Origin of the sequence: Escherichia coli DSM 30083 = JCM 1649 = ATCC 11775 (genome assembly GCF_003697165.2) — a bacterium.
Classification (GTDB): Bacteria; Pseudomonadota; Gammaproteobacteria; order Enterobacterales; family Enterobacteriaceae; genus Escherichia; species Escherichia coli.
Genome location: NZ_CP033092.2, coordinates 1,481,320 through 1,494,702, shown reverse-complemented (window position 1 = coordinate 1,494,702; position 13,383 = coordinate 1,481,320). Strand labels below are relative to the sequence as shown.

The following is a 13,383-nucleotide window of genomic DNA, read 5'->3' as shown; positions in this document are numbered from 1 at the left end:
AGATCATCTGAAATCCGTCAGTTGAACAACCGTCTCACGCGTAAAACGTTGAATAAGGGCAGATAAAAGTTGCTGCATCTGCAAAATGTCGCGGCAGTCGGCAATCGATGCGGCGCAATGTCCGTGGCGGGTTGCTGGCCCCATCACCACTGTGGGTACGCCAGTGCCGGTTAAGTGCACCGCCCCACCGTCCGTGCCGCCATTGCTGAACATATCTGACTGCAACGGTACGCCAATTTCTGCCGCCACGGTTTCGATCCAGGCGATAAGTTTTGGCGGCGCAATCAGTGACTTGTCGCTTAACACCAGCATCGGCCCGTTACCAATCTGGCGATGGTTAGCTGCGCCATAATCAAAGTTTTTCGCCCAGCAGGCGGTATCAAGCACAATGGCGACATCCGGCGACACCGCGCGGGTGGCAGTTTGCCCGCCGCGTAATCCCACCTCTTCGCTGGAACTTGCCACCAGCCACACTTCCGCAGGCAGTTCGGCGTCGTGCAGCTCACGCAGTAACGTCACCAGCAGATAGCAACCGAGGCGGTCATCAAAGGCTTTCCCCATCACCCGCTGGTGAGGGAGAACCTGAAAAGTGGTATCGAAGGTAACGCGATCGCCTGGACGAATTCCTGCCTGCATCACTTCGTCACAGGAGCGCGCGCCAATGTCCACGCGCATGGCGCTGACGTCATTCCCCTGCCGATCGCCGTCAAGCAGGCCTGGAATTTTGCACTCTTCACGGGTAGTGATACGCACCGACTGAAGCTGGCGGGCAGCCATGCGTACATTGCCAACCGGCAACACATCGATCGCCCCTTCGCGGGAGATGCTGCGCACCATAAATCCCACTTCGTCCATATGCGCACAGATCATCACCTTCGGACCTGTCGACTCATTGAGTCGGATCAGCACCGATCCCAGACCATCAAATCGCACTTCTTTTTGCAGGCGATCCGCTTCTTCCAGCAGGATCTGCCGCACTTCCTGTTCCGAGGAGGCGATCGCATCTGCCTCGCTCAACGCTTTTAATAGCGATAAATCCATTATGCCTCTCCCGTGAGCAACACTGTTTTCGGCATGGCGTAGAGCACCTCTGCGCCTTGCGGGGTAACCAGCACAACATCTTCGATGCGCACGCCCCCTTGCCCTGGCAAATAAATCCCTGGCTCCACGGTCAGTAACATACCTGGCTGTAGCGTCGTGGTGTCCCGCGGTGAAAAACGCGGATCTTCATGGACTTCAATGCCGATAGCATGACCGGTGTTATGGCCGAAATAGTCGCCATAACCGGCTTCTGTAATCACCCGGCGCGCGGCATCGTCAACCTGCTGGCAGCGCACGCCGGGGCGAATCGCGGAGATTGCTGCGAGCTGTGCCTGCAGGACAATTTGATAGACGTTAAACAGCGGGTGAGATTCGGCGCTCACCCCTTCGCCATTCACCAGCAAGGTGCGCGTCATATCAGAGCAGTAGCCCTGATAGAGCGCACCGAAATCGAGAGTGACAAACTCGCCCGCTGTAACAATCTTGTCGCTGGCTTTGCCGTGCGGCAGCGCCCCACGCCAGCCGCTGGCGACAATGGTGTCAAAAGAGGCTTTTTCTGCGCCCTGCCGGCGCATAAACCACTCCAGTTCAGCGGCTATCTCGCATTCGCTCATTCCCGCCTGAATAAAGCGGCGAATATGCTCTGCGCCACGATCGGCAATCCCGCAGGCAAGGCGGATTTTCTCCACCTCTTCTGGCGTTTTGATTTGCCGCAGCACATCCGGCGTGGCGCTCACCAGTTTCGCATTGAGTTCGGACTGCCAGCGGTGCGCGGTTTCCCAACTCACCTGCTGGCCTTCAAAACCGAGCGTTTGCAACTGCTCATCGGCAATGATTTGTCTGACGATGGTGGCAAGCGTGTGCATCGCGTCGAGCAAATGCAGCTGGTAACCTTGCGTGCGGGCTTCTACATCCGCGTAATAGCGCGAATCCACCAGAATGTGCGCACTTTCACGGCTAATCACCACATAACCTGATCCGGTGGAGATCCCCAGATGCGGCTGTTTGTTCTGCCGTGAGGAGAGAAGCACCGCATCCAGTTGTTGTGCCTTAAGCCAGTCACGCAGCGAAGCGAGTAATGTCATCTGGATTTTTCCTTCTTACAGGCTATCGATTAACAATTTGCCTTTACGGAACATCATCAGACGCAGGAACACCACCATCAGCGCAGTTATGACTGCCCCCAGCGCGATCCCCGCCATGTAGACGCCGAGGTTAGTGACCAGCGGCCATGCCCAGATAGCGGACTCCGGGAACCATTGCACTGCGCCCAGCCAGACTGCGGCGGTTGAGCCGACAATCGCGCCAACCATATACGACGGAATGGCGGTGATAGGGCTTTCCAGTGCAAACGGAATCGCACCCTCACTGATCCCCATAAAGGCAAGGAACATCGCGGTCTTACCCTGCGGATAAAGCTGGGCGTTGAACAAGCGTTTGCCAGTTAAGCGACGATCGATAATGGTCGCCAGACCCAGACCAATCGGCGGAATAACGATAGCGATAGAACGTGCAGTGACCGGTAATACGTGGTCAGTGGTAAAGCTGAAGGCAACGAAACCTGCCGCTTTGTTGATCGGGCCACCAAGGTCGATTGCTGTCGCCGCGGCGATCCCCATTGCGTACATCAGCGCGCCCTTCTCACCTGCAGCGGTCAGCACGGTACGGATACCGCCGTTGATCCAGCCACCAAAGGGGGTGATGACGTAGTACATCGCCAGCATGACAAAAATGGCGGAAAGAATCGGTAGCAAAAATGTGGTTTTGAACGCTAACAGGAAATCCGGTAACTGGATTTTCTGGTTCATCCATTTCACAAGGTAACCGGCAACGATAGAAATAATCAGCGCACCAATGAAGGTGGACGGCACCGGCGAAGAGGTCGCCCATTGCATAATGCTGGGATCGAAGTTCAGCAGTTGCGTCGGCTGGGTAGACATCAAGCCGCCGATAAAACCAGCCGGGAACGCCAGTTTGCCACCGATAGAGTTCGCCACAAAAGCAGCAAACATCGGAATGGCAAAACCAAACAACACGCCGCCGAAGGATTGCGACAGCCAGGCAAATTTAAGTAAGGAGAGGTCGAAACCAGAGAATTTCCCGCTATTAAGAGCATCCATGATGCCGATATCAGCAGGAATTTTAAGCCAGCTATAAGCAATCAGCTGACTGAAAGCGAGGATCACACCGCCCATAATTAAGGTCGGCACCATGCGTGAAATCCCTGACATCACATGCTGCGGGAGTTCACCCCAGAAGCTGGATTTAGAGGCCTGCGGATTCTTAACTGCCGCTGCCGCACCGGATGCGCCATGCACAACGGTTGCACTGCGTTTTTTAATGGCCATAACAATTATCCCTGTCGAATATTACTGTTGTTCAGAGGCAATCATCTCTTCGATTTCTTTGATGATTCCCGCAGCGTTTTTAATTGCGTCCTGCAAAGTGATTTCATAAACGTCGCGTGATTCGAAACGTTCGTTATCTTCCGGGGTAACTGCCACGGAGTGGATGATGATGGTCGCTTCGGCGATATCCTGCGCCGTCAGGCGATTCTGGATACCGTCCGCGCCCTGGGTTTCAATTTTCACTTCATAACCGGCTTCTACCGCCGCTTCTTCCAGCGCCTGAGCGGCCATAAAAGTGTGAGCCAGGCCCATTGGGCAGGCACATAAGGCAATCAGTTTCTTACTCATCGTTAATTCCTCGTTCAGTGATAGTTGACGAGTGGAATTATGAACGTGCAAAACAAATCGCCGTTACCAGACAAATAATGCATTTACTGGAGAATTAATCCCGCTGTACGGAAGTGTGACGCAGGTCGGCCTTGTGAGGGGGACACAAAGAAAATTTAATTAACTGTATGATTTAAAAGATTATCGGGAGAGTTACCTCCCGATATAACAGGAAGGATTTAGAGAATGTGACCTAAGGTCTGGCGTAAATGTGCACCGGAACCGAGAAGGCCCGGATTGTCATGGACGATGAGATACACCGGAATATCATGGACATATTCTTTAAAGCGCCCTTTATCTTCAAATGCGGCGCGGAAACCAGAGGCTTTGAAGAACTCAAGGAAGCGCGGCACGATACCACCCGCAATAAACACGCCGCCAAATGTCCCGAGATTGAGCGCCAGATTGCCGCCAAAACGGCCCATAATGACGCAAAACAGCGACAACGCGCGGCGGCAATCGGTGCAGCTGTCAGCCAGCGCGCGTTCGGTAATATCTTTTGGCTTGAGATTTTCTGGCAGGCGGTTGTCGGCTTTAACAATTGCGCGATACAAATTCACCAGTCCAGGGCCAGAAAGCACGCGTTCCGCCGAAACATGACCAATTTCCGCACGCAATATTTCGAGGATAATGCCCTCTTCTTCACTATTCGGCGCAAAATCAACGTGACCGCCTTCTCCTGGCAAGCTTACCCAACGCTTATCGACATGGACCAGATGCGCAACCCCAAGCCCTGTTCCGGCACCGTAAACCGCAATAGGCTTACCTTCTACCGGTTCTGCGCCACCAAACTGAATCAGATGCTCTTTTTTCAGCATCGGGATCGCCATCGATACAGCAGTAAAATCGTTAATAATTTCCAGATGGCTAAAACCGAGATTCTTTTTCATTTCGGCAATTGAGAACGCCCAGGTATGGTTGGTCATTGCCACCCAGTCACCGGTAATTGGGCAAGCGATGGCAATACAGCCGTCTTTCACCTCGACCTTATGTTCTTCAAGATAAACGCGAATGACCGCTTCGAGGCTGGGGTAATCAAGCCCTGAATAGGTCTTAGCCTGCGAGATTTCACCACTGGCAATATCACACAGAGCAAGACGTGCGTTGGTGCCGCCCACATCACCGACTAATGCATACTTTGTCATTCTTCAACTGCTCCGCTAAAGTCAAAATAATTCTTTCTCACACTGTAAATACCTGGGGGCATAACAACAACGCCGGAAAGGCAGGCTCCCTGTAAATATCGATCTGGGTCACACAATTACTTTATCGTTTCAGCACCAATTGCAGCGATGCCTTTTTGCAAGCTGGGCAAACTAAGTATCTGACCCCGCATAAGGAATAGAACATGCTCCATCCGCGAGCCAGAACCATGTTGTTATTATCGCTCCCCGCCGTGGCAATTGGGATTGCGTCCAGTCTTATTCTGATTATGGTGATGAAAATCGCCTCGGTATTACAGAATTTGCTCTGGCAACGACTGCCGGGAACTCTGGGGATAGCCCAGGATTCACCTCTCTGGATCATCGGTGTATTAACGCTAACGGGTATTGCGGTGGGGTTGGTTATCCGTTTCAGCCAGGGTCATGCCGGACCAGACCCCGCCTGTGAACCGCTTATCGGCGCACCGGTTCCGCCCTCTGCGCTACCAGGACTTATCGTAGCATTAATTCTCGGTCTTGCTGGCGGCGTCAGCCTGGGGCCGGAACATCCGATCATGACCGTCAATATCGCCCTTGCCGTCGCCATTGGCGCTCGTCTGTTACCGCGCGTCAACCGAATGGAGTGGACTATTTTAGCCTCTGCCGGAACTATCGGCGCGCTGTTTGGCACACCTGTTGCGGCGGCATTGATATTTTCGCAAACCTTAAATGGCAGTAATGAAGTTCCGCTATGGGATCGTCTCTTTGCGCCGTTAATGGCGGCAGCAGCTGGTGCACTTACTACCGGATTATTTTTCCATCCTCATTTTTCACTGCCCATTGCGCATTACGGACAGATGGAAATGACCGATATTCTCAGCGGTGCAATTGTCGCGGCGATTGCCATCGCAGCAGGGATGGTCGCCGTATGGTGCTTACCACGGTTGCACGCGATGATGCATCAAATGAAAAATCCGGTGTTCGTGCTGGGTATTGGCGGACTTATTCTCGGTATTCTGGGGGTTATTGGTGGACCGGTTTCGCTGTTTAAAGGGCTGGATGAGATGCAGCAGATGGTGGCAAATCAGGCTTTCAGCACCAGCGATTACTTTTTGCTGGCGGTGATAAAACTTGCCGCCCTGGTCGTTGCTGCCGCCAGTGGCTTTCGCGGTGGGCGAATCTTCCCGGCAGTGTTTGTCGGCGTGGCATTAGGGTTGATGCTTCATGAGCACGTTCCCGCCGTTCCAGCGGCAATAACCGTTTCCTGCGCTATACTCGGCATCGTGCTGGTGGTAACACGCGATGGCTGGTTAAGTCTTTTTATGGCGGCAGTCGTTGTACCCAATACCACATTGCTACCGCTGCTCTGTATCGTCATGCTCCCGGCATGGCTGTTATTAGCAGGTAAGCCGATGATGATGGTCAATCGTCAGAAGCAACAGCCACCCCACGATAACGTTTAGCAAAAAATGCTCTCCTTTATGATTTAAGAGTTATGGCGATGATACGGCGCTTTACCTCCCCGTAATATTGCGTTAACAGGCCGCTGACGGCTTCGATCGTGAAGGAGAATAACAATGTTCAGGTCACTGTTTCTGGCGGCCGCCCTGATGGCATTTACCCCGCTTGCGGCAAACGCAAGTGAAATCACCCTACTGCCATCAATCAAATTACAAATTGGCGATCGCGATCATTACGGTAATTACTGGGACGGTGGTCACTGGCGCGACCGTGACTACTGGCACCGCAATTATGAATGGCGTAAAAACCGCTGGTGGCGTCATGATAATGGCTACCATCGTGGCTGGGATAAGCGTAAAGCGTATGAGCGTGGCTATCGTGAAGGCTGGCGCGATCGTGACGATCATCGTGGAAAAGGCCGCGGACATGGACACCGCCATTAAACGCATCCGTCAATGGAGCACAATGCCTGATGCGACGCTAGCGCGTCTTATCAGGCCTACAAACCAGCTCTTTAACGCGTAGGGCGGATAAAGCATTTACGCCGCATCCGCCAATGGTGCCAAATGCGACGCTCATTCAACTACAATCCCAGTGCCGTTCCTACCAGTAACCAGATATTCAGCGCCACTACCAGCACCACAATCACCCAGCCTGTCTGTTTTACGCGTTTACTGTTCACCAGATCGCCCATCAACTTGCTGTCACTGGTGAAAATCAACAGTGGAACCAGCGCCAGGGCGATACCAAAACTTAACAGCACCTGACTCATAACCAGAATCCGTGTCGGATCTAATCCCATCAGAATGACGATAAATGACGGCAGCATGGTGACTGTACGACGCACCCACAGCGGGATATGAAAGCGAATGAAGCCCTGCATCACTACCTGCCCCGCCAGCGTCCCCACCACCGTTGAAGACAGTCCGGCAGCAACCAGGCTTAATCCAAAGACCGTTGCCGCAGCATGGCTTAACAGCGGTTGCAGCGTCAGATAAGCCTCATCAAGATCGGCAACACCAGTATGACCAGAAAAGTGGAACGCCGCCGCAGCTGTAGCCATCATCGCCAGATTGACAAAACCGGCAATCGTCATGGCGATAGCCACATCCCATTTGGTGGCGGAATAACGTTGTTGACGCGAACCGCCATGTAAATGCTGAGTGAGCGAAGAGTGCAAATAAATCACATGCGGCATAATCGTCGCCCCTAACACGCCCGCTGCCAGGAAGACCGCCTCCGAAGTAGGTAAACTCGGGATCACCATTCCTTTACCCAGCTGCGCCAGGTTAGGCTGGGAGAAAATCAACTCGACAATGTAAGCCGCGGCAACAAACAACAGTAACCCGCCAATCACTTTCTCCAGCGGTTTTTGCCCGCGACGTTGCAGCATTAAAATAAGGAAAGTCGCGATCCCCGTCAGCACCGCGCCCTGCAACAACGAAACACCAAGAATGAGTTTAAAACCGATCGCCGCACCAATAAATTCCGCCAGGTCGGTTGCCATCGCAATAATTTCTGCCTGAACCCAATAGAACCACACGACGGGACGCGGGTAGTGATCGCGAATCTGCTCCGCCAGATTTTTACCGGTGGCAATCCCCAGTTTGGCCGAGAGGATTTGAATCAGCATCGCCATCAGGTTAGCCCAAACGACAACCCACAATAACTGATAGCCGAAGCTGGCACCCGCCTGAATATTGGTCGCAAAGTTACCGGGATCGATATAACCAATCGCCGCAATGAACGCAGGTCCCATTAATGCGAGCCTCATCTTGCGCGCCGCCCGTCCGCTGCTACTCTCAACGCGATAGTTCGTCATCTTGTGCCTCTAAAACATAGCCTTTGCTATGTTTCATGCTACGTTAAATGAGAATGATTATCAAACTCATTTAAATGGGTTGTGATGATTTCTCTGATAGACCAGGATTATGACTACGAAAAGATAGATGACTCGAATGTTATGGTTATGTTTAATATTAGCACATTTACATAACCTTCCGCTTCCATACACAACATAGCAGAAATGTATGACAGATCACTATTTTTGAAGCTTGTCACAGGACGTCATTATATTGTGTGTCAGATCTCGTTTTCCTTAACCATGTTACATAGAATGTGCACGGAAATTTAACCTGCCTCATATTTGGAGCAAATATGGACCGCGTCCTTCATTTTGTACTGGCACTTGCCGTTGTTGCGATTCTCGCACTGCTGGTAAGCAGCGACCGCAAAAAAATTCGTATCCGTTATGTTATTCAACTGCTTGTTATCGAAGTGTTACTGGCGTGGTTCTTCCTGAACTCCGACGTTGGTCTGGGCTTCGTGAAAGGCTTCTCCGAAATGTTCGAAAAACTGCTCGGATTTGCCAACGAAGGGACTAACTTCGTCTTTGGTAGCATGAATGATCAAGGCCTGGCATTCTTCTTCCTGAAAGTGCTGTGCCCAATCGTCTTTATCTCTGCGCTGATCGGTATTCTCCAGCATATTCGCGTATTGCCGGTGATTATCCGCGCAATTGGTTTCCTGCTCTCCAAAGTCAACGGCATGGGCAAACTGGAATCCTTTAACGCCGTCAGCTCCCTGATTCTGGGTCAGTCTGAAAACTTTATTGCCTATAAAGATATCCTCGGCAAAATCTCCCGCAATCGTATGTACACCATGGCAGCAACGGCGATGTCCACCGTGTCGATGTCCATCGTTGGTGCATACATGACCATGCTGGAGCCGAAATACGTCGTTGCGGCGCTGGTACTGAACATGTTCAGCACCTTTATCGTGCTGTCGCTGATCAACCCTTACCGTGTTGATGCCAGTGAAGAAAATATTCAGATGTCCAACCTGCACGAAGGTCAGAGCTTCTTCGAAATGCTGGGTGAATACATTCTGGCAGGTTTCAAGGTTGCCATTATCGTTGCCGCGATGCTGATCGGCTTTATCGCCCTGATCGCCGCGCTGAACGCACTGTTTGCCACCGTGACTGGCTGGTTTGGCTACAGCATCTCCTTCCAGGGCATCCTGGGCTACATCTTCTATCCGATTGCATGGGTGATGGGTGTTCCTTCCAGTGAAGCACTGCAAGTGGGCAGTATCATGGCGACCAAACTGGTTTCCAACGAGTTCGTTGCGATGATGGATCTGCAGAAAATTGCTTCCACGCTCTCTCCGCGTGCGGAAGGCATCATCTCTGTGTTCCTGGTTTCCTTCGCTAACTTCTCTTCAATCGGGATTATCGCGGGTGCGGTTAAAGGCCTGAATGAAGAGCAAGGTAACGTGGTTTCTCGCTTCGGTCTGAAACTGGTTTACGGCTCTACCCTGGTGAGTGTGCTGTCTGCGTCAATCGCAGCACTGGTGCTGTAAGACCATACATAAAAAAGCCGGGGATAATTCCCCGGCTTTTTTACGCCTGTTAATCAGCTAATGGCTGCGGACGACCAATTAAATATCCTTGCAGATATTGCACCCCAAGTTTATGCAATAGCGCCTGCTGCTGTGGCGTCTCGACAAACTCCGCGACCACACTCAATGACTTCGCTTTCGCCAGATCGGTAATTGATCTCACAATCATCGCATCCAGCGTGTTCGTGACGATATCTTTCACAAAGACGCCATCAATTTTGATGATATCAGCCTGCAAACGCTTTAACCGTTCGTAGTTGGCATATCCGGTGCCAAAGTCATCAATCGCAATCCGGAAACCAAACTTATGCAGCTGCTCGATGTTGTACATGCTGCTTTCTGCGTTAGAAAACGCCTGCTCCTCGGTGATCTCAAGAATGACCGCCTGCGGGGAGATGTAATAACGCTTAAACAGACGAATAATCCGCCCGGCAATATTCTTTTGCAGCAGCGTGAGCGGCATTAAATTGACTGAAAAGCGTGGACCTTTTTTGTCGCAAGGGTGTGTTGCCAGCCACTTCAACAAGGATTCCAGCACTTGCAAATCAAAACGCGCGCTAAGGTTAAACTGAGCAATAAGGGGCAGAAACTTATCCGGGGTCATAATGCCGCCGTCATACTTCAGTCGCGCGAGGATCTCATCATAACCTTCACCCTCTTTGTTGCGAATTGGCTGGGCGTAGAGCAGCAAATCACCCTGATCTAACGCCGTGCGAATGGTATTCAGCAATAGCACCTGTTTAGTGGTTTGCCCGGAAACCATCTCCTCTCTGCTATCCAGCGCCAGCACATGATGATGTGCGCAGGATTGCTCCGCCAGCCAGCTTAACTGCCCCAACAAGGGTTGCAGGGTTTCCTGATTTCCATCAAAACGCCCCCAGGCAGCACCATAGCCCATATCCAGCCCGGTATTGTTCCAGTGAATTTGCCGACTATTCAGGATGTTAACCATATGCTGGAGTCGCCCTTCCGTTTCCGGCCCGCTCAGCACTAACAGCAGTTCACTACCCGGCAATTGATACAACTTTTCGTTTTCCTGCATCAACGGCAGCAGCGTACGGTAAATTGAGCGGATACAGTGAACGCGCATTATTAAGCCGTAATGACGACTCATAAACTCAAGATTATCAATGCGCAGGCAGCAAAAACTCTTGCCCGCCTCTTGCTCCGGCGCTTGCTCCAACGCACGAAAGTTGGGTAGAAGCGTTAACGGATCGGTCAGCGCCTGCAAATGCCAGCGGCGGTTAAGCCATTCACTACGATGATAAATACGCACCATATAGAGCAGGCAAACACTAAAGGAAATCAGTACTGCGAGAATAAATGCCAGCGAATATTCGGTTAGTACCCCTTGCAAAAAGTTCTGGTTGTAATTCAGAAGGCAAAGCGTTGAAACAGCCCAGGTGAGATTTAAAAACGGATAGCGAATCTTACCGACACCGAGGGTAAAGATGATAAAGAAAACAGGTACCAGGTAACCGGCAATAAAGTCATTTTCATACGGTGTGCACATCAGAAGTAGCAGCACGCTAAGAGCTGCCAGCCAGCTTAAGGTAAATGCGCGTTTCTCTTTGCTCAACGACGGAGCGATATCCCTACGCCACAATATCTGTGCAAAGTGGGGACTTACAATCATGCGGGTGAGATAGTAAAAAAGCATGTTGTAAATCAGCACTGCGGTGAAAAGGCTTAGCAAATCAACGACCGTGAAAATGGCATCCGCATCGCCGAAAAAGGTAGATATCTTTAGCGGAAAATCAAAGAAATTTCCCACAAGATACATGCTGCATTTGATGCCAATCGGCGCCACCAAACCAAGCCAGAACAGACGTTGCCAGACGTATCGGCTGGTCAATCCATAACGCCAACGCGTCCCCAATTGCCAGCGTAATATTGCACAGGCACACAGGACTGCAAACGCCTGGCTGCCGATCATGACGGCGGTCTGTAAAAAAGAGAGATGCAGGTTCCACAGATTGGTGCAAAACATCCCGCATAAAATGGGAACGACACCACGCCAGCCAAAGATAAACAAGATTGACAGCATTACGCACAGTGGCATCCACGCCAGAAAGATATAATTGGAATGGATAACAGCAAGTGGCGAAATTAAACGGGATAGCTGAATAAGTACCACGGTGAGCGTAAACGCTAGTGTGAATATCTTGATATTTTTTATCAGGTTATGCTCCACAAACATGAGTACACTACTCTCACTGATCGGGGTTTTCAGGCACACAAATAATAAGTTTATTCGCATCGCGAAGCAAACAGGGGCCAGCCTGTTGCTGTTTTTTCAGTCAGTGATGCATTCACCACACGGCACTGCCAGGATATAGACTGTATTACAAAAGCGGCAAAAGGCAGAGACAAAAAACCCCCGCTTTGCAGCGAGGGTTTGAAATTTGGTGGAGCTAAGCGGGATCGAACCGCTGACCTCTTGCATGCCATGCAAGCGCTCTCCCAGCTGAGCTATAGCCCCACGAGTCGTTTACGTACCAAATTTGCTGGGTGCAAAATTTGGTGGAGCTAAGCGGGATCGAACCGCTGACCTCTTGCATGCCATGCAAGCGCTCTCCCAGCTGAGCTATAGCCCCATCACGTAAAGCTTGTCGAGTTGACGGGCGGCATCATATGAATTCCGCCCGAATGTGTCAACGGCAAATTGCCACGTGTAGTTTCAATCGCTGAAAAATCAGGCAAATGAACAATTTTGGAAAACCGCTCGCATTCAGTAGTTATTCATGTCACGGTTTCCTGTAAAGTGGTGTTATAAAATGAACTACTAATAGACCCACATACATTCAGGGAATTGTTATGTTCAAGGAGAGGATGACGCCAGATGAACTTGCCAGACTGACCGGCTATAGCCGCCAGACCATTAATAAATGGGTACGCAAGGAAGGCTGGACAACGTCACCAAAACCAGGCGTCCAGGGTGGCAAAGCTCGACTGGTTCACGTCAATGAACAGGTTCGTGAATATATTCGCAATGCTGAACGTCCAGAAGGTCAGGGAGAAGCGCCAGCCCTTTCTGGTGATGCGCCGCTTGAAGTGTTGCTGGTGACACTGGCGAAAGAGATGACGCCAGTTGAACAAAAACAGTTTACATCCTTGCTTCTGCGGGAAGGGATTATCGGATTGTTACAACGCTTAGGGATTCGCGATAGCAAATAATATGAAAAGATTACGCAATAAAATGACCACCGAAGAACTGGCTGAATGCCTCGGCGTGGCTAAACAAACTGTTAACCGTTGGATCAGAGAAAAAGGCTGGAAAACGGAAAAATTTCCCGGCGTGAAAGGCGGTCGTGCCAGACTTATTCTGGTCGATACGCAAGTTTGCGAGTTTATTCAGAACACGCCAGCCTTCCATAACACACCGATGCTTCTGGAAGCCGAAGAACCCCTTGCCGAATACGCACCGGGTATTCGCACTCCTGCTTATCGGCAAATCATCAGCGCAATAGACAACATGACTCACAGTGAGCAAGAAAAAGTTGCGCAATTTTTGTCACGCGAAGGAATTCGTAATTTTCTTGCTCGTCTCGACATAGATGAATCAGCATAAATAAAAAACGGCAGGGGTATCTCTCCTGCCGTTT

General features: G+C 51.1%; 12 protein-coding genes and 2 tRNA genes. 5 read left to right on the top strand and 9 right to left on the bottom strand.

What is annotated here, in order from left to right; genetic code table 11:
* Window positions 1–3: 3 nt before the first annotated feature.
* From ypdE to glk, 5 genes are all read right to left on the bottom strand, one after another.
* On the bottom strand, window positions 4–1,041 hold the full coding sequence (ypdE, locus tag EAS44_RS08155) for an aminopeptidase (RefSeq protein WP_000366056.1): 1,038 nt from the start codon (window positions 1,039–1,041) through the stop codon (window positions 4–6).
* Window positions 1,041–2,126, bottom strand: coding sequence for an aminopeptidase (gene ypdF, locus EAS44_RS08150; protein WP_000173257.1), 1,086 nt, complete (start codon window positions 2,124–2,126; stop codon window positions 1,041–1,043). The genes ypdE and ypdF overlap by 1 nt, the downstream gene beginning before the upstream one ends.
* Before the next feature lie 15 nt (window positions 2,127–2,141).
* Window positions 2,142–3,389, bottom strand: a complete 1,248-nt coding sequence (gene fryC / locus EAS44_RS08145) for a PTS fructose transporter subunit IIC (protein ID WP_000985303.1) — start codon at window positions 3,387–3,389, stop codon at window positions 2,142–2,144.
* Between the two features lie 21 nt (window positions 3,390–3,410).
* Window positions 3,411–3,737, bottom strand: a complete 327-nt coding sequence (gene fryB / locus EAS44_RS08140) for a PTS fructose transporter subunit IIB (protein WP_000038456.1) — start codon at window positions 3,735–3,737, stop codon at window positions 3,411–3,413.
* A 218-nt stretch (window positions 3,738–3,955) separates the two neighbouring features.
* Window positions 3,956–4,921, bottom strand: a complete 966-nt coding sequence (gene glk / locus EAS44_RS08135) for a glucokinase (RefSeq protein ID WP_000170355.1) — start codon at window positions 4,919–4,921, stop codon at window positions 3,956–3,958.
* A 203-nt stretch (window positions 4,922–5,124) separates the two neighbouring features.
* On the opposite strand from glk, the gene yfeO reads away from it, so the two are divergent.
* Window positions 5,125–6,381, top strand: coding sequence for an ion channel protein (gene yfeO / locus EAS44_RS08130; RefSeq protein WP_000903099.1), 1,257 nt, complete (start codon window positions 5,125–5,127; stop codon window positions 6,379–6,381).
* Window positions 6,382–6,495: 114 nt separating this feature from the next.
* Window positions 6,496–6,822, top strand: a complete 327-nt coding sequence (ypeC, locus tag EAS44_RS08125) for a DUF2502 domain-containing protein YpeC (protein WP_000490081.1) — start codon at window positions 6,496–6,498, stop codon at window positions 6,820–6,822.
* Between the two features lie 140 nt (window positions 6,823–6,962).
* On the opposite strand, the gene mntH is transcribed toward ypeC, so the two are convergent.
* Window positions 6,963–8,201 (bottom strand): Nramp family divalent metal transporter, encoded by a 1,239-nt coding sequence (mntH, locus tag EAS44_RS08120; protein ID WP_000186369.1) that lies wholly within the window; start codon window positions 8,199–8,201, stop codon window positions 6,963–6,965.
* A gap of 335 nt (window positions 8,202–8,536) precedes the next feature.
* Between mntH and nupC the strand changes: the two genes are divergently transcribed.
* A complete protein-coding gene (gene nupC / locus EAS44_RS08115) occupies window positions 8,537–9,739 on the top strand; it encodes a nucleoside permease NupC (protein ID WP_000376337.1) in 1,203 nt (400 codons plus the stop codon).
* Window positions 9,740–9,788: 49 nt separating this feature from the next.
* Here the strand turns inward: nupC and pdeA are convergent, their stop codons facing one another.
* From pdeA to EAS44_RS08100, 3 genes are all read right to left on the bottom strand, one after another.
* Entirely contained in the window at window positions 9,789–11,978 is a 2,190-nt protein-coding gene (pdeA, locus tag EAS44_RS08110; RefSeq protein WP_001298577.1) for a sensor domain-containing phosphodiesterase, read from the bottom strand.
* Between the two features lie 206 nt (window positions 11,979–12,184).
* Window positions 12,185–12,260 (bottom strand) — tRNA-Ala (locus EAS44_RS08105).
* A gap of 39 nt (window positions 12,261–12,299) precedes the next feature.
* Window positions 12,300–12,375, bottom strand: a tRNA-Ala gene (locus EAS44_RS08100).
* Window positions 12,376–12,595: 220 nt separating this feature from the next.
* On the opposite strand from EAS44_RS08100, the gene yfeC reads away from it, so the two are divergent.
* Together yfeC and yfeD are read left to right on the top strand one after the other, a co-directional pair.
* Window positions 12,596–12,955, top strand: a complete 360-nt coding sequence (gene yfeC / locus EAS44_RS08095) for a YfeC-like transcriptional regulator (protein WP_000472021.1) — start codon at window positions 12,596–12,598, stop codon at window positions 12,953–12,955.
* A 1-nt stretch (window position 12,956) separates the two neighbouring features.
* A complete protein-coding gene (gene yfeD, locus EAS44_RS08090) occupies window positions 12,957–13,349 on the top strand; it encodes a MerR family transcriptional regulator (RefSeq protein ID WP_000826499.1) in 393 nt (130 codons plus the stop codon).
* The last annotated feature ends 34 nt before the right edge of the window (window positions 13,350–13,383 follow it).

What these genes read in the sequence shown, in the direction of transcription:
- ypdE (WP_000366056.1), bottom strand. Translation starts at nt 1,041, where the DNA reads ATGGATTTATCGCTATTAAAAGCGTTGAGCGAGGCAGATGCGATCGCC.
- ypdF (WP_000173257.1), bottom strand. Translation starts at nt 2,126, where the DNA reads ATGACATTACTCGCTTCGCTGCGTGACTGGCTTAAGGCACAACAACTG.
- fryC (WP_000985303.1), bottom strand. Translation starts at nt 3,389, where the DNA reads ATGGCCATTAAAAAACGCAGTGCAACCGTTGTGCATGGCGCATCCGGT.
- fryB (WP_000038456.1), bottom strand. Translation starts at nt 3,737, where the DNA reads ATGAGTAAGAAACTGATTGCCTTATGTGCCTGCCCAATGGGCCTGGCT.
- glk (WP_000170355.1), bottom strand. Translation starts at nt 4,921, where the DNA reads ATGACAAAGTATGCATTAGTCGGTGATGTGGGCGGCACCAACGCACGT.
- yfeO (WP_000903099.1), top strand. Translation starts at nt 5,125, where the DNA reads ATGCTCCATCCGCGAGCCAGAACCATGTTGTTATTATCGCTCCCCGCC.
- ypeC (WP_000490081.1), top strand. Translation starts at nt 6,496, where the DNA reads ATGTTCAGGTCACTGTTTCTGGCGGCCGCCCTGATGGCATTTACCCCG.
- mntH (WP_000186369.1), bottom strand. Translation starts at nt 8,201, where the DNA reads ATGACGAACTATCGCGTTGAGAGTAGCAGCGGACGGGCGGCGCGCAAG.
- nupC (WP_000376337.1), top strand. Translation starts at nt 8,537, where the DNA reads ATGGACCGCGTCCTTCATTTTGTACTGGCACTTGCCGTTGTTGCGATT.
- pdeA (WP_001298577.1), bottom strand. Translation starts at nt 11,978, where the DNA reads ATGTTTGTGGAGCATAACCTGATAAAAAATATCAAGATATTCACACTA.
- yfeC (WP_000472021.1), top strand. Translation starts at nt 12,596, where the DNA reads ATGTTCAAGGAGAGGATGACGCCAGATGAACTTGCCAGACTGACCGGC.
- yfeD (WP_000826499.1), top strand. Translation starts at nt 12,957, where the DNA reads ATGAAAAGATTACGCAATAAAATGACCACCGAAGAACTGGCTGAATGC.